The organism is Sphingomonas sp. PP-CE-3G-477 (assembly GCF_003050745.1).
Taxonomy (GTDB): domain Bacteria; phylum Pseudomonadota; class Alphaproteobacteria; order Sphingomonadales; family Sphingomonadaceae; genus Sphingomonas.
Map to the genome: position 1 here is coordinate 118,486 of NZ_QAOF01000004.1, position 19,854 is coordinate 138,339.

Below are 19,854 nucleotides of genomic sequence, written 5' to 3' on the forward strand. Positions count from 1 at the left end.
CGGATCGGCGGTCGCGGTCGATGCCGGGCGTTGTGACAGAAAGCAGATGAGTAGGACAGCGGGTGCGGGCGGGGGAGCTTCGTCGGGTGGCTTTCTCGCAGGGCTGACGAACCACATTTACGGCCCCCTTGTTCTCCCGCGAAGGCGGGAGCCCAGTCTGGGTCCCCGCCTTCGCGGGGAAACAGGGTAGGGGCGTCACCGAAGTTTTGTACCACCCCGGCGGAGGCCGGGGCCCAATTGGGGGACGACGGTAACGAGGGATTGCGCGCAGTTACTGCGACCTTTCCAATTGGGCCCCGGCCTTCGCCGGGGTGGTGTTGGTTGGGTCAGCCGTCACGCTTGCAACGCCGCAGCGTTTGGCTTCCACCCTCCGCCCCGCTAACACCGCTGCATGACCACGCCCCCCATCGCCGAACAGCGCCCGCACAGCTTCACCACGCATGGCGTGACGATCGAGGATCCGTACGCGTGGCTGAAGGATCCGAACTATCCGGAGGTCGATGACGCCGACGTGCTCGCGTATCTCGCCGCCGAGAATGTGTATTTCGAAGCACAGATGGCGCCGCACGCAGCGCTGGTCGATTCGATCTACGAAGAGATGAAGGCACGGATAAAGGAGGATGAATCCTCGGTGCCGCAGAAGGACGGCGATTGGCTCTACTGGACCGCGTACGAGACCGGTGGGCAGTACAAGAAATGGTGGCGCAAGCCCGTTGCGGGTGGTGACGACGAGCTGTTGCTCGACGAGCCGGCACTGGCGGAGGGGCACGAGTATTTCCGGCTTGGGGCGTTCTCGATCAGCAATGACGGGCGCTATCTCGCCTATGCGATCGACGACAATGGGAGCGAGCGGTTCGAGGTTCGGGTCAAGGATCTGGATACCGGCGAGCATCTGCCCGATGTCATTCCGGGCATGCTGAGCGAGATCGTCTGGACGGCGGACGATGCCGGTTTTCTTTACGGGCTGGCGAACGAGCAGTGGCGGACCGACAACGCGCGGTTCCACCGGTTGGGGACGCCGATCTCCGAGGACGTCGTGCTGTTCCACGAGGAGGACGAGGGGTTCCGCGTCGGGGTCGGCGAGACGAGTTCGCGCAAGTGGATCGTGATTGCGACGAGCGATCATGTGACGAGCGAGCTGTATCTGCTGCCTGCGCACGAGCCTTTGGCGGTGCCGATCCTCGTCTCCGCGCGGAAGGTGGGCCGCGAATATGATGTGGACGAGCATGACGGGACGCTGTTCATCCATACCAACGACGTCGATCCGAATTTCCGGCTGTGCACCGCGCTGGTCGAGGAGCCGGATGCGTGGAGCGAGCTGATTCCGGCGAGCCCGACGTTCTATATGACCGGCGTGGAGTGCTATCAGGACTTCTTCGTCGTCGATGGGCGCGAGGATGGCTTGGATCAGATCGCGATCCACCGGTACGAGACGCCGACCGAGGGCAAGCGGATCGACTTCCCCGAGGCGAGCTATGTCGCCGGGCTGGGGGACAATCCCGAATACGACATGACGGTGTTGCGGCTTGGGTATGAGTCGATGGTCACGCCGGGGACGGTGTACGACTATGACGTCGATACCGGCGAGCGGACGATGCTCAAGGTGCAGGAAATTCCGAGCGGCTACGACGCCGCGAAATATGCGACCGAGCGGCTCAAGATCACCGCTCGGGACGGGACCGAGATTCCGGTCTCGATCGTGTATCCGGCCGGGTTCGTGCGCGATGGGTCGGCGCCTTTGTTCCTGTATGCGTATGGCGCGTACGGCTATGCTATCCCGCCGGGCTTCTCGACGGGGCGGATGAGCCTGCTCGATCGCGGGTTTGCCTACGCGATCGCGCATATCCGTGGCGGCGACGATCTTGGCCAGCAATGGTATCTCGATGGCAAGCTGGAGAAGCGCGCGAACACGTTCAACGATTTCGTCGATGTCGCGAAGGCGCTGGTCGACGCGCAGTGGACGTCGGCGGGGAAGATCGCGATCGCGGGGCGGTCTGCTGGCGGCGAGCTGATGGGGGCGGTGGTCAATTCCGATCCCGAACTCTGGGGTGCGGTGATCGCGGACGTGCCGTTCGTCGACGTGCTCAACACGATGCTCGACGAGAGCCTGCCGCTGACGCCGGGCGAGTGGCCGGAGTGGGGCAATCCGATCGAGGACGAGGCGGCGTTCAAGCTGATCCAGTCGTATTCGCCGTACGACAACGTCAAGGCGCAGGCTTATCCGCCGATGTTCATCAGCGGGGGGCTCAACGATCCGCGCGTGACCTATTGGGAGCCGGCGAAGTGGGCGGCCAAGCTGCGGCTGATGAAGACCGACGACAATGTGTTGTTGCTCAAGACCAACATGGGTGCGGGGCATGGCGGCAAGTCGGGGCGGTTCGAATCGTTGCGTGAGGGTGCGGAGGAACACGCGTTCGTGCTGTGGCAGCTGGGCGTCGCGGGGTGAGCCGGTTCACGCTCTCGATCACGGCGCAGGACGCGGATATCGACGAGCTTGGGCATGTGAACAATGCGGTCTGGGTGCAGTGGATCCAGGCCATCGCGACCGCGCATTGGGAGGCTGTCGCGCCGGCTGAGCATAAGCGGGCCTATGTGTGGGTCGTGACGCGGCATGAGATCGATTACCGCGGGAGTGTCGTCGCGGGGGAGACCGTTGTCGGGGAGACTTGGGTCGAGGGGGCGCCTAAGGGGGCTCGGTTTGATCGGCATGTTCGGTTTTTGGGGGATGATGGGCGGGTGAAGCTTGAGGCGGTTACGACCTGGGCTTTGCTGGATCGTAGGACCGGGCGGTTGATGCGAGTGCGCGAGGATGTCGCTGCGCCGTTTTACTCGTAATCCCCCTCCCGCTTGCGGGAGGGGTTAGGGGAGGGCGCGACGTACGTACTGGCGTCCGGTCTTTGGGGCACGCCCCTCCCCCGACCCCTCCCGCAAGCGGGAGGGGAGCAGATTAGCCGCTGTTTCGCAGGGCGGTGGCGATTGCGTTGATGGAGAGGAGGATGCCTTCGCCGATGCGGGGGTCTTCCTCACCTGCTCGGCGGCGTTTGATCAGTTCGATCTGGAGGAGGTTGAGCGGCTCGATGTAGGGGAGGCGGAGGCGGATCGAGGCGTCCAGCGCGGGGTGCTTTTCGAGGAGGCGCGACTGGCCGGTGACTTGCAGAAGCCCGTCGTGGGTCTGGTGCCAGCCGTCGCGGATCGTGGTGAAGATCTCGCGGAGCTTGTCGTCCTCGACGAGCCCGGCATAGCGTTCGGCGATGCCGATGTCGGACTTGGCGAGCACCATCTCCAGGTTCGCCAGCGCGGAGGCAAATAGCGGCCAGCCTTGCGCCATGTCCTTCAGCAGCGCCTTGTCCTCGAAATCGGCGATCGCGCGGCCGACCCCGTACCAGCCGGGCAGCATGACGCGCGCCTGCGCCCAGCTGAACACCCAGGGAATCGCGCGGAGGTCTTCGATGCGGTCGGACTTGGTGCGGCTGGCAGGACGGCTGCCGATCTTGAGGCCGGCGATCTCCGCGATCGGCGTCATCTGGCGAAAGAAGGTGCGGAAGCCTTCCGTGCCATAAACCAAGTCGCGGTAGCTGTGGAACGCGGTGTCGCTGAGCGTGTCCATTGCGGCGGAGAAGCTCGCGTTGTCGGCGTTCGACAGGCGTTCGGGTTCGAGGCTGGCGAGCAGCGTAGCCGAGGCGATCGCCTCGAGATTGGTCATCGCCGCGTCGCGCGTGCCGTATTTGGCGGCAATGACTTCACCTTGCTCGGTGATGCGGATGCGGCCCTGGACGGTGCCCGAGGGCTGCGCGCGGATCGCGCGGAACGCCGAGCCGCCGCCGCGCCCGACCGCGCCGCCGCGGCCGTGGAACAGCTGCATGCCGACGCCGGCCGCCGCGAAGACGGGCTTTAGTGCGGTCGAGGCTTTCGAGAGTTGCCAGGTGGAGGTGAGATACCCGCCGTCCTTGTTGCTGTCCGAATAGCCGATCATCACTTCCTGATGGCCGCGTGCCTTGGAGATCGTTGCGATTTCGGGGAGCGCGAACCACGCGGTCATGACGGCGGGGGCGGCTTCGAGATCGCCGATCGTCTCGAACAGCGGGACGGCCATGATCGCTGCCGTCGGCGTGTCGCCGGGGCGGTAGAGGCCGACTTCCTTCAGCAGGAGGTTCACCTCGAGCAGGTCGCTGACCGATTGCGCCATCGAGACGATGTAGTTGGTGATGCACGCCGGGCCGTACGCGGCGTGCGCGTCGGCGGCGGCCTGGACGATCGCGAGTTCGCCGGCGGTTTCCTCCGAATATTCGGCGAAGCGTGAGGTGAGCGGGCGGGCGTTGGCGAGTTCGCGGCGGAGCAGCGCGACGCGGGCGTCTTCGTCGAGCGCGAGGTAATCGTCTTCTACGCCAGCGACCTTGAGCAGTTCGGCGACCACGCGTTCGTGGACGGCGCTGTTCTGGCGGAGGTCGAGCGTTGCGAGATGGAAGCCGAACGTCTCGACCGCGCGGATCAGCCGGCCGAGCGCGCCGCCGGTCCTCAGCGCGATGCCGAGGCCGTGCGCGAGCGTGACGAGGTCGGCACGGAAGTCGGCAGGGTTCGCATAGGGTTCGCCGACGAGGCGGCCGGGGCGGGGCGCGTGCTTGCCGGTGAGCAAGTCGTGCGTCGCGGACAGGCGGGCGTAGATGCCGGAGAGCGCGCGGCGATAGGGCTCGTCGCTGCGGCTGGCGGCATCGTCGCCGCTGGCGTCGGCGAGCGCCTGCACCGCGGCCTCGGCGGGGGCGTGCTCGGTCGAGATCGAGAGTTCGGCGCCGAGTGCGTGCACTGCGTCGCAGTAGTAGCCGAGTACGGCTTCGCTCGCCTTCGCCAGTGCGGTCTTGAGCGAGTCCGCGGTGACATAGGGGTTGCCGTCGCGGTCGCCGCCGATCCAGCTGCCGGGACGCAGGAAACTGGGCGTGCGTTCGCCGAGGGCGCGGTCCCAGCGCTGGTAGAGTGCGGGAAGCGCGGGGAGGAACACGTCGCGGAGGTAGCTGAGCGCGGTGTCGACCTCGTCGGTGACGTAGAGGCGGTCGCGGCGCAGGACGCGCGTTTGCCAGAGCAAAGCGATCTGGCGGAGGATCGCGTCGTCGACGCTGTCGCCGTCCGGCGTGGTGTCGCGGCCGAGATCGCGCAACGCCATCAGCTCGGCGATGCGGTTGCGGTGGTCGATCATGCTTTTGCGCCGCACTTCGGTCGGATGCGCGGTGAGGACGGGGGCGATCAGTGCGTGGTCGAGCAACGTGCGGATTTGGGCTCGGTCGATGCCTTCGGATTCGAGCTGCGCGATCGCGGAGGCGAGATCGGCGCCGTCTTCCGCGGCGATGCCCTGGCGGTCCTCGGCGAGGTTGGCGAGCATCGAGAACAGCATGAAGCCGCGGACGAAGTCGAGAGTCTCGTCGAGGCTGAGCTTTTCGAGGCTGAGATCGACCGCGCGATCGTCGCCGGGCTTGCCTTCGGAGGCGTCGCGGTGGCGCTCGACCGACGCTTTCCGAATGGTCTCGGTGGCCGCGAACAGGCGTTCGCCGCCATAGGCGCGAATGACGTCGCCGAGCAGTTTGCCGAGGAACCGGATGTCGGAATTGTTCGCGATTGCGGGGAGGCTTGCCATGATTCCCTGCTGCGCTGCGGCAGGGATCAGGTCAACAACGAACACCGCGCGACACGCTTAAATAGTCGCTTGTTTAGCGCCTTGGACGACAGATTGTTGCACAAATCAGCGTTTGCGCGACTCCGCGCGCTCTTCCGACGTCACCGTGCCGTCGTGGTTCAGGTCCATCCGGTCGAACCAGGCGAGCGTGCCTTCGCTCCACTCGATCGCGGTGATGACGCCGTCCTTGTTGCGGTCGAACGCCTTGATGCGCGTGTTGGGCGAGGGGAGTTCGTCCTTGGTGACCCGATCGTCGCCGTTGCGGTCGAGCGTGCGGAAGCGGCGCTCCATGCTGGCCCCGAAATCGAGCCGCGACGTCACCGAGGGCGGCACGAAGCCGACCGCGTTGGCGTCGGCCTGTGCGCGCTGCTCGTCCTTGTTGCCGCACGCGGACACCAGAATTCCCGTCGCGGCGAGCGCCGCTACCAGTTTCACTCGCATAGAATCTCCCGTCGTATCGATGCCGTCAGGCCTCGAGTTCGATGTCCCAATAGAGCCAGTCGTGCCACGTGTCGTGCAGGTAGTTGGGGGGGAAGCTGCGGCCGTGTTCCTGGAGGTGCCAGTTGGTCGGGCGGATCGCCTCGATATGCAGCGGCATCGCCGCCTGTTTCGGCGTGCGCCCGCCCTTTTTGAGGTTGCAGGGCGAGCAGGCGGTGACGACGTTCTCCCACGTGGTACGACCGCCTTGCGCGCGGGGGACGACATGGTCGAAGGTGAGATCGCGCAGCTTGCCGCAATATTGGCAGGTGAACTTGTCGCGCAGGAACAGGTTGAAGCGGGTGAAGGCGGGAAATTGCGACGGTCGGACGAACTGCTTGAGCGCGATCACCGAGGGCAGTTTCAGCGCGAAATTGGCGCTGCGGACTTCGCGTTCATAGGTGGCGACGATGTCGACACGGTCGAGGAACACCGCCTTGACCGCGGTTTGCCACGGCCAGACGCTGAGCGGATAGTAGGAAAGCGGCGTGTAGTCGGCATTCAGCACGAGCGCCGGACAACCATCCGGATGACGCATCAGATCGGGGTGAAACACGGCTCCTCCCACTCAGGCTTCGCAGAGCGCCCTATGGACGACAGCGATGACACCGCCATGACAGCACGCCGCGTGGCGGTCGGTCAAGCATGCTGAGCGACGGACCGGTCGTAACGCGGTTCGCGCCGAGCCCGACGGGGCGGTTGCATCTGGGCCATGCGGTGTCGGCGATCAGGGCGCATGATTTCGCGCGGGAGCGGGGCGGGCGGTTCCTGCTGCGGATCGAGGACATCGATGGGACGCGGAGTCGGCCTGAATTCGTTGCGGGGATTTTGGAGGATCTGGCGTGGCTTGGACTTCGTTGGGACTCGCTGGTGTTTCAGTCGGAGCGGTTGGCTACGTATGATGTTGCGCTGGAGGCTTTGAAGGCGCGCGGGCTGGCTTACCCCTGTTTCTGTACGCGGGCGGAGATCGCGGCGAGCGCGTCGGCGCCGCAGGGGGATGTCGGGCCGGTCTATCCGGGGATTTGTCGCGGTCTGAGCGCGGAGGAGGTTGCTGCGCGGGGGGATGTGGCGCATTGCTGGCGGCTCGACATGGCGAAGGCTGTGGCGATTACCGGCGTGCTTGCGTGGCATGATGCGATTGCCGGGACGGTTGTCGCCGATCCGCTGGCGCAGGGAGATGTCGTGCTGGCGCGGAAGGATGCGCCGGCAAGCTATCATCTGGCGGTGACTCTGGATGATGCGGCGCAGGGGGTGACGGACGTGGTGCGCGGGGTGGACCTGTTTGCGGCGACGGATGTGCACCGGGTGTTGCAGACTTTGCTGGGGTTGGCGGTGCCGCGCTATCATCATCATCCGCTGGTGGTGGATGCGGCGGGGCGGCGGTTGGCGAAGCGGGATGGGGCGGTGGCGCTGGCGGAGATGCGGGCGGCGGGGGAGGATGGGGTGGTGTTGGCGGCTCGGGTGCGGAGTGGGGTGATCGCGATCGGCTAGCGGAGGCCGGGTGAACGCATGACCGGATTGGTGCCAATATCCTTCGAACACGGTGCGGTCGCCAACGCAGCGTAGCCTGCAATTCCTTGTTCTCCCGCGAAGGCGGGAGTCCAGACTGGGTCCCCGCCTTCGCGGGGAAACATGGTGGAAGCGCGGTGTCCTCTCAGTACCACCACCCCGGCGGAGGCCGGGGCCCAATTGGGGGACGGTGATAATGAGGCTTATCGCTTAGTACCTCGGCCTTCCCAATTGGGTCCCGGCCTTCGCCGGGGTGGTGCTCTTGCTCGGAGTAGGTGCCCTAAAGCTCGATCCCTAGCCTTGGCGCGGCCCACGTCATCGCGACATACAGCGCGATCGTCAGCACGCACCCTGCCACCAGCGACACCCAGAACGGCGCACCATGTCGCAGCATCGCCGGGATCAGCAGGAACATCGGCAGCGACGGCAGCACGTACCAGAAGGTCGCGCCGGCGTGCGCGGCCATCGTCCGCGGGTCGGGCTTGTCGCGCCAGAGCCAGATCATGCCGAGCACCGACACCAGCGGCAGCGACGCCACGAGCGCGCCGAAGCCGGGATAGCGCTTGGCGATCTCCGACGCGGCGGCGATAAGAATGCCGGAAATCAGGGCTTTCAACGTCAAGTATAACATGCAGCATTTGCACGCATCACGAAGGGTTCCGCAACACTGCTACGGCCATTGCTAGCAGCATCCGGTGCGCTTACATTCCTTTCATGAACACATTCCTCGTCATCCTCCTGATCGCGGCGATGATCGCGACCGTCGTGGCCCTGGTGCGGGGCGTCGTGTCGTTCCTGCAGGAGGGGACGGCGCAGGTCCGCGACCGCAATGGCCCGAGCGCGGCGTCGCTGAAATCGAATCGGATGATGCAGCAGCGGATCTTCTTCCAGGCGCTTGCGATCCTGATCGTCGTCGTGATCCTGTTCGCGGCGGGACGGAACTAGGAAAGGGACTGCCCCACTCACGGGGTTCGGCCACTTCCGTAGTCGATGTGCGTCCGTCATTCTGACGAAAGTCAGGATCAAGAGTAATTAGCGACGCGCTCCGGGCTCTGGTTCCTGACTTTCGTCAGGACGACGAGGCCTAGTGTTGGTGGATAAAAATGGTCAAGCTCAACAAGATCTACACGCGAACGGGTGACGACGGCACGACGGGGCTGGTAGACGGGTCGCGCGTGTCGAAGGCGAGCGCGCTTATGCAGGCGATCGGCGATGTCGACGAAGCGAACTCCGCGATCGGCTTGGCGGTGGTGGCGCTTGGCGACGATCCGCTCGCCACCGCGCTGGAGCGGATTCAGAACGACCTTTTCGATCTTGGTGCCGACCTTGCGACGCCTGCAACCGACGACGGATTTGCACCGTCGGAGATGGTGCTGCGGATCGTGCCGGCGCAGGTCGAGCGGCTGGAGCGTGAGATCGATGCGATGAACGCGCACCTTGCGCCGTTGCGGAGCTTCATCCTGCCGGGCGGATCGCCGCAGGCCGCCGCGCTGCATCTGGCGCGGGCGATTTCGCGGCGCGCGGAGCGATCCGCGGTCGCGGCGACGCACGATATGCCGCTGAATCCGGCGGCATTAGCGTATGTTAACCGGCTATCCGATTTCCTGTTCGTGGCGTCGCGGGCGGTGAACCAAAACGGCGCCGGCGACGTTCTATGGCGACCGGGGGCTACGCGCGCGCAGGCGTGATCGGCGTTCGCGCGTTGCCGTACTCGGCGACGCATTGAAGGATAACCGATGCCTCAGCCTATTCGTCCCGAACTCACCCCCGCTCACTCGTCGGATTTTAGCGAGCGCTTCTCGGCTGTACGCGCGTTGTCGCTGGCGCTGGCCGCGCCGCTGTCGGATGCCGATGCGACGGTGCAGTCGATGGACGACGCGTCGCCGACCAAGTGGCATCTGGCGCATACGACGTGGTTTTTCGAGACCTTCGTATTGCGCGATCATGTCGATGGTTATGCGCTGCACGACGAGCGGTTTCCGTTCCTGTTCAACAGCTATTACGAGGCCGAGGGGCAGCGCCATGCGCGCGATCGGCGCGGGATGGTGACGCGGCCGTCGCTCGACGAGGTGCGGGCGTACCGCGCGCATGTCGATGCGGCGCTGCTCGATGCGCTGCCGGGGTTGTCGGCGGATGCGCAGGCGTTGGTTGCGCTCGGGTGTCATCACGAGGAGCAGCACCAGGAATTGCTGGTGACGGATATCCTCCACATGTTTTCCGAAAACCCGCTGGAGCCCGCGATGTGGCCGGCGCCGCGGAAAGTGCCGGTCGCGATGCCGGGGCCGATCGGCTGGATTGCGCGCGAGAGCGGGATCGTCGAGGTCGGGCATGACGGCGACGGGTTCGCGTTCGATTGCGAGGGACCGCGGCACGCTGCCCTGCTCGTGCCGCATGCGATCGCCGACCGGACCGTGACGAACGGCGAGTGGGCGGCGTTCATTGCGGATGGCGGCTATACCGAAGCGCGGCATTGGCTGGCGGATGGCTGGGCGTGGGTGAAGGCCGAGGGCATCGTCGCGCCGCTGTATTGGGAGCAGGGCGAGGCGGGCTGGACGCGGTTCGGTCTCGACGGCCGACGCGCGATCGATCCGGCGGCGCCGGTGACGCATGTGAGCTTCTTCGAGGCGGATGCGTATGCGAGCTGGGCTGGTGCACGACTGCCGACCGAGTTCGAATGGGAAGCGGCCGCGGCGTCGCATGATGCGCGCGGCGGCAACCAGATGGACGTGGCAGGGCCGGTCGAGCCTCGGCCTGCGGCAAATGGCCCGGCGTTTTTCGGCGATGTCTGGGAATGGACCGGCAGCGCGTACCGCCCTTATCCCGGTTTCGTGACCGCGGCCGGCGCCGTCGGCGAATACAACGGCAAGTTCATGAGTTCGCAGTTCATCCTGCGCGGTGGCAGTTGTGCCACGCCGCGTGGCCATGCCCGGCCGAGCTACCGCAATTTCTTTTATCCGCATCAACGGTGGCAGTTCACCGGCGTGCGTCTCGCGAAAGATATCTGATGTTGAAGCCTGAGATCGAGGACGGCCAGCAGACGCTCGCCGATCCGCAATTCCGTGCGGACGTGCTGGACGGCCTCGCGCGGCGGCCGCGGGCGATCCCGGCGCGGTGGTTCTATGACCGGCGCGGCTCGGAGTTGTTCGAGAAGATCACCGATCTGCCCGAATATTATCCGACTCGGACCGAGCGCTCGATCCTTGAGACCGCGTGCCCGGAAGTCGCGACGCTTGCAGGCGAGGGCCGTGCGGTCGTCGAGTTCGGGTCGGGATCGTCGACCAAGACTCCGGTCCTGCTCGATGCCGTGGCGCCGTCGGTCTATGTGCCGATCGATATTTCGGGCGATTTCCTGCGCGAGTCGTCGAAGGTGCTGGGCGAGCAGTTTCCGGACCTGCTGGTCCTGCCGTTCGAGGCGGACTTCATGCGGCCGTTGAGCCTGCCGAAGACGATCGCGGATACGCCGAAGCTCGGCTTCTTTCCGGGGTCGACGATCGGCAACATGATCCCACTGATGGCGGTCGACCTGCTGCGGGCTATGCGCACGTCGCTCGGCGTGGGGGCGATGCTGTTGATCGGGATGGACCGGATCAAAAGCGAGGACGTGCTGGTGCCGGCGTATGACGATGCGCAGGGCGTGACGGCGGCGTTCAACCTGAACCTGCTCGAGCGGATCAATCGCGAGCTGGACGGCGATATTCCGGTCGACGCGTTCCGGCACAAAGCCGTGTGGAACGACGATCGCGCGCGGATTGAAATGCATCTGGAGGCGGTGCGCGACGTCGCGTTTACCGTCGATGGGCGGTCGTTCGAAATGACTGCGGGCGAGACGATACACACCGAAAATTCGCATAAGTATGGCGCGCGGGATGCGCGGATCCTGCTGCGGTCGGGCGGGTGGACGCCGGTGGCGGCGTGGACCGATCCCGAGGGTCTCTTCGGCGTGTATCTGGCAGAGGCTCAGGTGGAGCGGCCGGCACCCTGACTTAGAGTGGGCTAAAACTTCGGGCTGAGGCCTGCGGAAGTCGGTGGACATATTAAGTGCCTCGTATCGAGTTGATACGAGGCATTCTTTTTTGATCAGGCTTTCTCGACACGAAACTTGAACAGGTGCTTCTCGCCGTTCAACTCGACCGCAAGAACCACCATTTCCCCGACCTTCGCCGTCTTCAGCTTCGAGCAGATGATGCGCCCGCCATACCCGCTCTCCGGGTCTAGCGTGGTCGTCTGGACATACTCGTCGTTGAGCATCTCGAGCGTCTTGTTCAGGCCGATCTGGCTTAGCGCGATCGCACCGCCGCCGGCGGCAACGGAAGCGAGCTGTCCATCGCTAAGGCCTGGGCGATCGATGACGGTGCGGTAGACACGGCCGCCCGGGGCGTAGGTCGTCACCGTCGTGTCGTTGTTCTGCGCTGCGGCAGCGGCACCGGCGAGCATCGCGTAGCCGATCTGCGACCACATCGCGCGCTTCTTCGTCTTCGACTCCACCTGTTCCTTGGTGAAGACGGGCAGCATCTCGGTTCCATAGGAGAACGACATGTTTTCGACGCCTACGTTGATCGGCGCTTTCGACTTGTTGTAGACCGCGACCCGGAACGTCAGGCTTCCGTGATCGAGACCCGGCAGGGGAACGACGCGGACGGCAGCCTGCTGATCGGGCAGGTCCTCCTCGATCGTCGGCACGCCGCGATCGAAGCGAACGACTTGTGCAGATGTCGGTGCCGGCTTGATCTCGAGTTTTGCGAACGCAGGCGTAGCCGTCAGCGCTAACGCGCTGAATATAAACAAAGTCTTCATTATGCCCCCATGTACCGTGGATCCCCATCCACGTTGGGCGCTCTTATCATAAGCTAATACGGAGCATCAATGTAGCAATGCTTACAATTGTTAATCGGTTTTGGTTTCAATTTGAGGATGCCAAGTAAGTCGGCGTGGATGCGTAAAGTTTTTAGTCGGTTTATTTGCGCACGACCTTCGCGCGCCAGGTCGTGATGTAGTCGATGTTGCCGCGGCATTCGCTCATGTCGGCTTGTTCGGAGAGGCGGAAGCGGGTGGCGTCCCAGACGAAGCTCTGGTGCGAGCCGCAGTCGCCGAGACCTCGGCCCTTGGCGTAGCTGGTCAGGATGCCGTTCTTGAAGTCGCCGTTGATGATGCTCTTTACGCGGGTGCCGGTGTCCGCGCCGGTCGCTTCGAAGCCTGCGGGGGCGTCGAGTTGGGCTGGGGTGATGCTGGCGCCGTCGACGATGAAGAGCGCGCTGATCAGGTTATAGGCGCCGGTCGAGCAGGGGAAGATCACCAGCGACTTGCCGCCGCCGAGCGCGTGCGTTTCGGGGGTGAAGCCTTCGAGGTCGCAGGTGGCGCGTTTGCGGAGTGCTGCGACCTGGGTGGCGGTGAGCTTTGCGGCGCTGCCCGATGGCGCGATCGCGGCGATGACCGGGAGCGGCGGTGTGGGGGCGGTCGACGTGGCGGGGCCCTTGGCGACGATCGCGTCGATGCTGCGGGCGCGGCCTTGTTGCGCGTCGATGTAGCGGAGCGCGGCGGCGGCGCCTTTCAGCGAGAGGGTGGCGAGCGTACCGCCATTTGCATCGAGGATTTTGAGCGACTGGGCGTTGGCGATGGCGGCGGCGAGCGCGGTGGCGTCGCGCAGGGCTATGGGTTTGCCGTCGACCGAGAAGCTGGCGGGCGGGCGCTTGGTGGCGGCCTGGTCGTTGCGGGTTTCCAGCGCCAGCGAGATCTTGCCGCCGCCGCGCGATGCCGCGCCGGGCTCGCGTGTGAGGTTGAGCGTGATCATGTCGCCGCCGCCAGCCTCGGGTAGGAGCGAGGCTAGCGTGCAGCGGAGCGTGTTGTCGCAGCCGACGGTCCATTCGGTGAAGGTCTTCAGCACGCCCGGCTTTGGGGGCGTGTGCGAGTCGGTGGCGGGGGTTGGCTGGGGTGTCGTCGGCGTGGCGGGGGCTGGCTCGGTTGTTGGCACCGTCTCCGCCTTGGGCTGGGGTGCGGGCTGGCTCGGCGAACAGGCTGCGAGCGGCAGCGCGACGAGGGGGCCGAGGGCGGAAAAGATCGGTTTGCACAGCATTGTTGCAGTCTAGCGCTCTGGCTGCGCGGGGAAAAGCGGCTAGGGAGGGGGCAACAAATCAGGAGAGTGATGTGCAGACGATCGGCGTGATTGGTGCAGGGCAGATGGGCGCGGGGATCGCGCAGGTTTCGGCGCAGGCGGGCTACCGCGTGCTGCTCGCGGACGTGTCGCTGGAGGCTGCGACCAAGGGCAAGGCGGGGATCGCCAAGGCGCTTGGCCGGCTGGTCGAAAAGGAGAAGATCGCGGGCGAGGCGCGTGATGCGGCGCTCGCGCTGATCGAGCCGGTCGCGAGCGTGGCGGGCATGGGCGACTGTGGACTCGTCGTCGAGGCGGCGACCGAGCGCGAGGCAGTGAAGCGCGCGATCTTCGCCGAGGTCGGCGAGGTGCTGGGGCCGGATGCGATCCTGGCGTCGAACACGTCGTCGATCCCGATCACGCGCCTCGCGCAGGCGGCGCCCGATGCGGCGCGGTTCATGGGGGTGCATTTCTTCAACCCGGTGCCGATGATGCGGCCGATCGAGCTGATCCGCGGCCTCGCGACGTCGGACGCGACGGTGGCGGCGGTCGAGGCGTTTGCGGAAAAGCTCGGCAAGCAGGTGGTGCACGCGAACGACGCGCCGGGCTTCATCGTCAACCGCGTGCTGATGCCAATGATCAACGAGGCGTGCTTCGCGCTCGGCGAGGGTGTGGCGAGCGTGCGCGACATCGATCTGGCGTGCCAGTTGGGGCTGAACCATCCGATGGGGCCGCTGACGCTGGCGGACTTCATCGGGCTGGACACGTGCCTGGAGATTACGCGCGTGCTGTTCGAGGGGACGGGCGATCCGAAGTTCCGGCCGGCGCCGGTGCTGGTGAAGTATGTCGAGGCTGGGTGGTTGGGGCGGAAGACGAAGCGCGGGTTTTATGATTATTCGGGGGCCGAGCCTGTGCCTACGCGGTGAGGGGGGCGCGGTTCGATGTGATCTCATCGGGCGTGCTTCGCCATCTGAAGGGACCGCCACCGCAATGGACTGTCTTGCGATAGTCCATTGCGGGCCTTCGCAATGTGTGAGCATTTGACTGTCACAGGGGCGAATGCGCGGCGACCGACGGGCGAATTGAAATGACAGCGGCACAGTATGGAATCGGGGCCTACACGATCCCTGAAGCCGCAAGCCTGATCGGGATGACGGCGGCGCGGCTGCGGCGTTGGCTGTACGGTTACGAATATGATGGTGGCCATGACGGCGAAAGGGGCACGCAACCGGCCCTCTGGCAGCCGCAGTACGACGTCGAGGCGGATGGCCAGCTTCTCGGTTTTCGCGACCTGGTCGAAGCGCGGATCGTCGCCGCGCTGACCAAGGCGCATTTTGGTTTGCCGACCATCCGCGCCTGCATCACGGCGGGGCGAGATCTGCTTGGCGACGAACGGCCGTTCTCGACACGTGCGTTCAAGACCGATGGGCGCAGGCTGTTTCTGGATATCACGGACGGCGTTCAAGACCCTGCGATGTACGACCTCAAGGCGAGACAACGGGTGTTCCGCGACGTCGTGATGCCGTCGCTGTCCGACTTGGATTTTGGGCCCAATGCCGCCGAGCGGTGGTGGCTGGTACCGGGCAAGCGGACGATCGTTGCCGATCCCGAGCGTTCCTTCGGGCAGCCGATCGTGGCGGCATCCGGGCTGCTGACGGCGCGCGTCGTGCAGGAACTGAAGGCCGAGGGATCGGTAGAGCGAGTTGCCAAGCTGTACGATCTACCCGTTCGTGCAATCCGCGATGCGCTCAAGTTCGAAAGCGATCTCCAACTGCGTAAGGCGGCTTGAAACTTTTCATCGACAACAACCTCCCACCGCGGCTCGCGCGGGGGCTGGCAGCGTTGTTCGAGGGGGATCACGAGGTCATCTGCCACCGTGACAAATACGGCGATACGCACCTACTCGACGAAGAATGGATACCGGCTCTGGGTGTCGAGGGAGATTGGGTGGTGCTGTCCGGCGATCTCAATATCGCGCGACGGCGTCCCCAGCGGGAGTTGTTCTTCCGGTCCCGTCTGGTCGGTTTCTTTCCGCGTGCGGCAGTGATGGAGTTGCCATTGCCGAAGAAGGCAGCGCGAATCTTGAGCGTGTGGGACCGGATGGTCGGTCTGGCCCGCGACGTACGGCCTGGGGTGTTCGAGCTTCAGCAGCGCGGCGAGCAATTTCGGGCGTTGTGAGCAGCCAAGGCGCTGTTGGTTAGGCTGGCTACTTGTTGTTCTCCCGCGAAGGCGGGAGCCCAGACTGGATCCCCGCCTTCGTGGGGAAACATGCTCGCTGCTTGGTGTAGGCCACGCTTGCGAACCAGATCGGTTAAATCACTTGACATCGTCACGCTCGTTTGGTACATAACGGGAACGCTGAAGAATTGCGGGTCGGGCTGGTGGCTCGGGCGGAGAGAGGCCGGGACGGTCGGGGTGGGAGCCTCGGGTGTCGCCGGCCTCGTCGCGTTCTGGCGGACCTTGTTGTCGGGAGAGCGGGGATGGTGCGGTTGGTGGCGGCGGATAATCGGATCGTGCAGTGCGCCGCGGTGCGCAAGGATGGGTGGACCAAGGCACGGCGCGAGGGGTTTTTCGCGGTGCTGAGCGCGACGTGCAACGTGCGGGCTTCGGCGGCGGCGATGGGGATGACCGATTGCGGCGCTTATCATGTGCGGCGGCGCGATCCGGTGTTTGCGGCGCAGTGGCGGGAGGCGCTGGCGGAGGGCTATGGTCGGCTCGAACAGGCGTTGATGGCGCTGGCGCTGGAGGGGATCGACCCGGCGCCGGCGATCGAGGCGGGGATCGAGCAGGCGCGGGCGGCGACGTGCGGCGAGGCGAAGACCGAAGGCTTCGGGGCCGAGCGGCGGCGGCTCGTGCGGCGGACGGTGGCGGGGATGCGGTGGTTCCGGGCGCCGGGCGCGAGGCTGGCGCTGGTGCGCGAGGCGGCAATGGCGTGATCGTGGGGTCGCCGGGCGTTACGCCGACCATAACGAGCGTCGACCTGGCGCTGCGGTTGCTGGCGCGGAATACGGACCGGGTTGCGGGTACGGCAGGGGGTCGCGGGCGCAAGGCGCGGGCTTCGGCGGAGGAGACCGATGCGGCGTTGATCAAGCAGCTCGATGCGCTGGCGCGGCGGATCGCGACGAAGGAGGTCAAGCGGGTCGAAGGCAAGGTGGTCGACGGCAGGATGGTCGAAGGCAGGATGGTCGAGCATAGCGCCATCGAACCTGATGGCGCTGAGCGGGCCGGCGTGCCCGGAACGCCTTCGGAATGAGTGCGGACGAGGGGGCTCCGGTGCGCGATCCGGTGGCGGAGTTGGCGATGTTGCTGCGGACGCGGGCGGATTGGGTGCTGGGTGCGCTGACCACCGCGCAGCGGCGGGAGCTGCATGATCGGTGGGAGGTGTGGGCGCATCCGGGGCAGCATCTCGGCGCGCGCACGCGGGCTGGTACGGCGGCGGACGACTGGCGGATCTGGGTGATTTTGGCCGGGCGCGGATTTGGGAAGACGCGGGCCGGGGCGGAGTGGGTCAGTCAGGTGGCGCGGGACAATCCGGGGGCTCGGATCGCGCTGGTCGGGGCGACCGTCGACGATGTGCGGCGGGTGATGATCGAGGGGGAGAGCGGGCTGCTCGCCGTCGCGCGCGATGACGAGGATCCGGTGTGGCGGGCTGGCTTGGGGGAGCTGCGGTTTGCGAACGGGGCGTTGGCTTCGGCGTATTCTGCTGAGGCGCCGGAGGGGTTGCGCGGGCCCGAGCACCATGTGGCGTGGTGCGATGAGGTCGCCAAGTGGCGCAACGGGAATGCGACGTGGGACAATCTGATGATGGGGCTGCGGCTGGGGACGCTGCCGCGGATCGTGGTGACGACGACGCCTAAGCCGGTGGCGTTGCTGCGGCGGATCCTGGCGCTGCCGGGGGTGGTGCGGTCGCAGGGGCGGACGCGGGATAATGTGCATCTGCCGGTGAGCTTCGTCGAGGCGGTGACGGCGTCCTATGCGGGGACTCGGTTTGGGCGGCAGGAGCTGGATGGCGAGCTGATCGAGGATGTCGTCGGGGCGCTTTGGACTCGGGAGCTGGTGGAGTCCCGGCGGGTGGCTTTTGCGCCTGCCGTCGTGCGGGTTGTCGTTGGGGTGGATCCTCCGGCGGGGAGTGTTTCCGGGGGGCCTGGAAATGCTTGCGGGATCGTGGTGGTGGCGCTCGGGGATAACGGGTTTGCGTATGTGCTGGAGGACGCCAGCGTATCTGGGGCGTCTCCCGAGGGGTGGGCTCGGGCGGTGGCGGAGTGCGCGGCGCGGCATGGCGCGGATCGGGTGATCGCGGAGGCCAACCAGGGGGATACTATGGTGGGGAGCGTTCTCTCTGGCGCCGACCGGGCGATGCCGGTGAAGCTGGTGCATGCTTCGCTGGGGAAGGTGGCGCGGGCCGAGCCGGTGGCGGCTTTGTATGAGTCCGGGCGGGCCTGGCATGTGGGGGCGTTTCCGGACCTGGAGGATGAGCTTTGCGGGCTGATCGCGGGCGGGGGGTATGAGGGGCCGGGGCGGTCGCCGGATCGGGCGGATGCGCTGGTTTGGGCTATGACCGAGGTGATGCTGGGGCCGCGGGCTCGGGTTTCTGTGCGGGTGCTTTAGGTTTGGCCCTCTCCCTTTTGGGGAGAGGGAAGGAGGAGCTCTTGCGACGGGAGGGTGAGGGGCTTTGGGGCGGGTGTTCCTAGCCTCACTCCCCTCACCCTCCCACGCGCAAGCGCGCGCGGGCCCCTCCCTCTCCCCGTAGGGGCGAGGGAATTTGGAGGAGATCGGCATGAAATTGTTCGGGTGGAAATCCGGGCGCGATGAGTCGCGGCCGGTGTTGTCTCGGTCTTCGGCGGGGGCGATCGGGGGGGCGGCGTTTGGCGAGTGGCCGCGGAGTTACGAGGCGCAGGTGCGCGAGGCGTATCTGGATAATCCGATAGCGCAGCGGGCGGTGAAGCTGGTCGTCGAGGGGCTGGGGAGCGCGCCGATCGTCGCGTCGGATCCGGCGTTGCTGGCGTTGGCGACGGTGCGGTCGGGGGGGCAGACGCTGATCGAGACGGTGGCGGCGCATCTGATGCTGCACGGCAGGCCGCGCGGGCGTTCGACTTGCCACTCTCCGTGCTGGGACGCGAGGTGCGCGTGATGGCGTCGGGCGTCGGCGACGAGACGCCGGTCGAGACGCGGTGCGTGATGCGCGGAGCTTCGGTGGTTCCGCCATCGCCGGTGCATCTTGGCTATCGCGACGAGGCTGACGGGAGTGCAACGGTGCGCTGGACGCGGCGGAGCAGGGCGGGGTGGCGATGGATCGACGGCGTCGATGCGCCCCTTGCCGAGGAGCGCGAGGCATACCGCGTGACGATCGCAACTGCTCTGGGCTTGCGTGACGTCGATGTGGCGGTGCCGTCGGTTTCGATCACCGCGGCCGAGCGCACGGGGGCGGTCAGCGTCGTGGTGCGGCAACGCGGCATGTTCGGCGAATCTTCGGCGGCGGAATTGAACGTACCGGCATGATTTCGGAACGGGGGAACGAATTATGAGCGACGACATCACACCGCGACTGGCATTGCCGTTGTTGCAGCCGGGACAGGCGCAGAAGGAAACGACTCACAACGAGGCGCTCGTGTTGCTCGACCTGGCAGTGCAGGCGAGCGTGCTGGCCGTGGGAACGAACGTGCCGCCGGTCGCTCCGGCGGCGGGACAGGCCTGGATCGTCGGTGCCGCGCCGACGGGCGGCTGGCTGGGGCAGCCTGGCACGATCGCGGGGTGGACGAGCGGCGGCTGGCGATTCCTCGTGCCACGCGAGGGTATGGCGGTCTGGAGCGTCGCGGACGGGCAGGTCGCGCGGTTCAGTGACGGCGTTTGGACGCTGGGTGTCATCGCCGGGAGCCGCGTCGCGATCGGTGGCAACGACGTCGTCGGCGCACGCCGCGCGGCAGTTCCGGAACCGATCGGCGGAAGCATCGTCGATATCGAGGCCAGAGCGGCGATCGCGGCGATATTGGGTGGTTTGCGGGGTCACGGACTGATTGCTGGCTAAAACACCCCAAAACTGTGTCGTTCCGGCAACACCCCCAACTTTTGTTAGCTTGCGTGGAAACAAGGCCGAGGATAGGGAGTTTGCGATGTCCGTGTG

General features: G+C 66.0%; 22 protein-coding genes. 16 read left to right on the top strand and 6 right to left on the bottom strand.

Features of this window, described 5'->3' with window-relative positions; translation table 11 throughout:
* Positions 1 to 391 precede the first annotated feature (391 nt).
* Together C8J45_RS09950 and C8J45_RS09955 are read left to right on the top strand one after the other, a co-directional pair.
* The gene (locus tag C8J45_RS09950; RefSeq protein ID WP_107963086.1) at positions 392 to 2,446 is read left to right on the top strand and encodes a S9 family peptidase; all 2,055 of its coding nucleotides are present in this window, start codon (positions 392 to 394) and stop codon (positions 2,444 to 2,446) included.
* Positions 2,443 to 2,835, top strand: a complete 393-nt coding sequence (locus C8J45_RS09955) for a thioesterase family protein (RefSeq protein ID WP_181321185.1) — start codon at positions 2,443 to 2,445, stop codon at positions 2,833 to 2,835. The genes C8J45_RS09950 and C8J45_RS09955 overlap by 4 nt, the downstream gene beginning before the upstream one ends.
* A gap of 112 nt (positions 2,836 to 2,947) precedes the next feature.
* Here C8J45_RS09955 and ppc read toward each other — a convergent pair whose 3' ends face one another.
* From ppc to C8J45_RS09970, 3 genes are all read right to left on the bottom strand, one after another.
* A complete protein-coding gene (gene ppc, locus C8J45_RS09960; protein ID WP_107963088.1) occupies positions 2,948 to 5,623 on the bottom strand; it encodes a phosphoenolpyruvate carboxylase in 2,676 nt (891 codons plus the stop codon).
* A 105-nt stretch (positions 5,624 to 5,728) separates the two neighbouring features.
* Complete coding sequence (locus C8J45_RS09965) at positions 5,729 to 6,103, bottom strand: EF-hand domain-containing protein (RefSeq protein WP_107963089.1); 375 nt, start codon at positions 6,101 to 6,103, stop codon at positions 5,729 to 5,731.
* Between the two features lie 25 nt (positions 6,104 to 6,128).
* Positions 6,129 to 6,695, bottom strand: a complete 567-nt coding sequence (locus C8J45_RS09970; protein ID WP_056052248.1) for an HNH endonuclease — start codon at positions 6,693 to 6,695, stop codon at positions 6,129 to 6,131.
* Between the two features lie 89 nt (positions 6,696 to 6,784).
* Between C8J45_RS09970 and gluQRS the strand changes: the two genes are divergently transcribed.
* A complete protein-coding gene (gene gluQRS / locus C8J45_RS09975; protein ID WP_107963090.1) occupies positions 6,785 to 7,630 on the top strand; it encodes a tRNA glutamyl-Q(34) synthetase GluQRS in 846 nt (281 codons plus the stop codon).
* Between the two features lie 298 nt (positions 7,631 to 7,928).
* Here gluQRS and C8J45_RS09980 read toward each other — a convergent pair whose 3' ends face one another.
* On the bottom strand, positions 7,929 to 8,279 hold the full coding sequence (locus C8J45_RS09980; RefSeq protein ID WP_107963091.1) for a DUF3147 family protein: 351 nt from the start codon (positions 8,277 to 8,279) through the stop codon (positions 7,929 to 7,931).
* An 83-nt stretch (positions 8,280 to 8,362) separates the two neighbouring features.
* Between C8J45_RS09980 and C8J45_RS09985 the strand changes: the two genes are divergently transcribed.
* The 4 genes from C8J45_RS09985 to egtD all read left to right on the top strand — a co-directional run bounded on the left by C8J45_RS09985 (position 8,363) and on the right by egtD (position 11,630).
* Positions 8,363 to 8,593 (top strand): twin transmembrane helix small protein, encoded by a 231-nt coding sequence (locus tag C8J45_RS09985; RefSeq protein WP_107963092.1) that lies wholly within the window; start codon positions 8,363 to 8,365, stop codon positions 8,591 to 8,593.
* A 158-nt stretch (positions 8,594 to 8,751) separates the two neighbouring features.
* On the top strand, positions 8,752 to 9,336 hold the full coding sequence (locus C8J45_RS09990; protein ID WP_107963093.1) for a cob(I)yrinic acid a,c-diamide adenosyltransferase: 585 nt from the start codon (positions 8,752 to 8,754) through the stop codon (positions 9,334 to 9,336).
* A gap of 48 nt (positions 9,337 to 9,384) precedes the next feature.
* Positions 9,385 to 10,653, top strand: a complete 1,269-nt coding sequence (gene egtB, locus C8J45_RS09995; RefSeq protein WP_107963094.1) for an ergothioneine biosynthesis protein EgtB — start codon at positions 9,385 to 9,387, stop codon at positions 10,651 to 10,653.
* Complete coding sequence (egtD, locus tag C8J45_RS10000; RefSeq protein WP_107963095.1) at positions 10,653 to 11,630, top strand: L-histidine N(alpha)-methyltransferase; 978 nt, start codon at positions 10,653 to 10,655, stop codon at positions 11,628 to 11,630. The genes egtB and egtD overlap by 1 nt, the downstream gene beginning before the upstream one ends.
* 95 nt (positions 11,631 to 11,725) lie before the next feature.
* Here egtD and C8J45_RS10005 read toward each other — a convergent pair whose 3' ends face one another.
* Both C8J45_RS10005 and C8J45_RS10010 read right to left on the bottom strand, forming a co-directional pair.
* Complete coding sequence (locus C8J45_RS10005; RefSeq protein ID WP_107963096.1) at positions 11,726 to 12,442, bottom strand: hypothetical protein; 717 nt, start codon at positions 12,440 to 12,442, stop codon at positions 11,726 to 11,728.
* 160 nt (positions 12,443 to 12,602) lie between these two features.
* The gene (locus tag C8J45_RS10010) at positions 12,603 to 13,718 is read right to left on the bottom strand and encodes a DUF1176 domain-containing protein (RefSeq protein ID WP_107963097.1); all 1,116 of its coding nucleotides are present in this window, start codon (positions 13,716 to 13,718) and stop codon (positions 12,603 to 12,605) included.
* A gap of 71 nt (positions 13,719 to 13,789) precedes the next feature.
* On the opposite strand from C8J45_RS10010, the gene C8J45_RS10015 reads away from it, so the two are divergent.
* The 9 genes from C8J45_RS10015 (at position 13,790) to C8J45_RS10055 (ending at position 19,758) form a co-directional block, all read left to right on the top strand.
* A complete protein-coding gene (locus C8J45_RS10015) occupies positions 13,790 to 14,659 on the top strand; it encodes a 3-hydroxyacyl-CoA dehydrogenase NAD-binding domain-containing protein (RefSeq protein ID WP_107963098.1) in 870 nt (289 codons plus the stop codon).
* Positions 14,660 to 14,820: 161 nt separating this feature from the next.
* Positions 14,821 to 15,522, top strand: a complete 702-nt coding sequence (locus C8J45_RS10020; protein ID WP_107963099.1) for a DUF433 domain-containing protein — start codon at positions 14,821 to 14,823, stop codon at positions 15,520 to 15,522.
* Positions 15,519 to 15,911, top strand: coding sequence for a hypothetical protein (locus C8J45_RS10025; RefSeq protein WP_107963100.1), 393 nt, complete (start codon positions 15,519 to 15,521; stop codon positions 15,909 to 15,911). The genes C8J45_RS10020 and C8J45_RS10025 overlap by 4 nt, the downstream gene beginning before the upstream one ends.
* Positions 15,912 to 16,213: 302 nt before the next feature.
* Positions 16,214 to 16,669 (top strand): hypothetical protein, encoded by a 456-nt coding sequence (locus C8J45_RS10030; protein ID WP_107963101.1) that lies wholly within the window; start codon positions 16,214 to 16,216, stop codon positions 16,667 to 16,669.
* Entirely contained in the window at positions 16,666 to 16,986 is a 321-nt protein-coding gene (locus C8J45_RS10035) for a hypothetical protein (RefSeq protein ID WP_107963102.1), read from the top strand. Before C8J45_RS10030 ends, C8J45_RS10035 begins: the two co-directional genes overlap by 4 nt.
* Complete coding sequence (locus C8J45_RS10040; protein WP_374956441.1) at positions 16,983 to 18,341, top strand: DNA-packaging protein; 1,359 nt, start codon at positions 16,983 to 16,985, stop codon at positions 18,339 to 18,341. Before C8J45_RS10035 ends, C8J45_RS10040 begins: the two co-directional genes overlap by 4 nt.
* A 169-nt stretch (positions 18,342 to 18,510) precedes the next feature.
* The gene (locus C8J45_RS10045) at positions 18,511 to 18,864 is read left to right on the top strand and encodes a hypothetical protein (RefSeq protein ID WP_107963103.1); all 354 of its coding nucleotides are present in this window, start codon (positions 18,511 to 18,513) and stop codon (positions 18,862 to 18,864) included.
* Positions 18,828 to 19,232 carry a hypothetical protein gene (locus C8J45_RS10050; protein ID WP_219907367.1) on the top strand — a complete coding sequence of 135 codons (405 nt, stop codon included), beginning with the start codon at positions 18,828 to 18,830 and terminating at the stop codon, positions 19,230 to 19,232. The genes C8J45_RS10045 and C8J45_RS10050 overlap by 37 nt, the downstream gene beginning before the upstream one ends.
* A gap of 22 nt (positions 19,233 to 19,254) precedes the next feature.
* The gene (locus C8J45_RS10055) at positions 19,255 to 19,758 is read left to right on the top strand and encodes a DUF2793 domain-containing protein (RefSeq protein ID WP_107963105.1); all 504 of its coding nucleotides are present in this window, start codon (positions 19,255 to 19,257) and stop codon (positions 19,756 to 19,758) included.
* Positions 19,759 to 19,854 lie beyond the last annotated feature (96 nt).

What these genes read in the sequence shown, in the direction of transcription:
- C8J45_RS10005 (WP_107963096.1), bottom strand. Translation starts at nt 12,442, where the DNA reads ATGAAGACTTTGTTTATATTCAGCGCGTTAGCGCTGACGGCTACGCCT.
- C8J45_RS10010 (WP_107963097.1), bottom strand. Translation starts at nt 13,718, where the DNA reads ATGCTGTGCAAACCGATCTTTTCCGCCCTCGGCCCCCTCGTCGCGCTG.
- C8J45_RS09950 (WP_107963086.1), top strand. Translation starts at nt 392, where the DNA reads ATGACCACGCCCCCCATCGCCGAACAGCGCCCGCACAGCTTCACCACG.
- C8J45_RS10030 (WP_107963101.1), top strand. Translation starts at nt 16,214, where the DNA reads ATGGTGCGGTTGGTGGCGGCGGATAATCGGATCGTGCAGTGCGCCGCG.
- C8J45_RS09965 (WP_107963089.1), bottom strand. Translation starts at nt 6,103, where the DNA reads ATGCGAGTGAAACTGGTAGCGGCGCTCGCCGCGACGGGAATTCTGGTG.
- egtB (WP_107963094.1), top strand. Translation starts at nt 9,385, where the DNA reads ATGCCTCAGCCTATTCGTCCCGAACTCACCCCCGCTCACTCGTCGGAT.
- C8J45_RS09985 (WP_107963092.1), top strand. Translation starts at nt 8,363, where the DNA reads ATGAACACATTCCTCGTCATCCTCCTGATCGCGGCGATGATCGCGACC.
- C8J45_RS10045 (WP_107963103.1), top strand. Translation starts at nt 18,511, where the DNA reads ATGAAATTGTTCGGGTGGAAATCCGGGCGCGATGAGTCGCGGCCGGTG.
- C8J45_RS10055 (WP_107963105.1), top strand. Translation starts at nt 19,255, where the DNA reads ATGAGCGACGACATCACACCGCGACTGGCATTGCCGTTGTTGCAGCCG.
- ppc (WP_107963088.1), bottom strand. Translation starts at nt 5,623, where the DNA reads ATGGCAAGCCTCCCCGCAATCGCGAACAATTCCGACATCCGGTTCCTC.
- C8J45_RS09980 (WP_107963091.1), bottom strand. Translation starts at nt 8,279, where the DNA reads ATGTTATACTTGACGTTGAAAGCCCTGATTTCCGGCATTCTTATCGCC.
- C8J45_RS10020 (WP_107963099.1), top strand. Translation starts at nt 14,821, where the DNA reads ATGACAGCGGCACAGTATGGAATCGGGGCCTACACGATCCCTGAAGCC.
- egtD (WP_107963095.1), top strand. Translation starts at nt 10,653, where the DNA reads ATGTTGAAGCCTGAGATCGAGGACGGCCAGCAGACGCTCGCCGATCCG.
- C8J45_RS10040 (WP_374956441.1), top strand. Translation starts at nt 16,983, where the DNA reads ATGAGTGCGGACGAGGGGGCTCCGGTGCGCGATCCGGTGGCGGAGTTG.
- C8J45_RS09990 (WP_107963093.1), top strand. Translation starts at nt 8,752, where the DNA reads ATGGTCAAGCTCAACAAGATCTACACGCGAACGGGTGACGACGGCACG.
- gluQRS (WP_107963090.1), top strand. Translation starts at nt 6,785, where the DNA reads ATGCTGAGCGACGGACCGGTCGTAACGCGGTTCGCGCCGAGCCCGACG.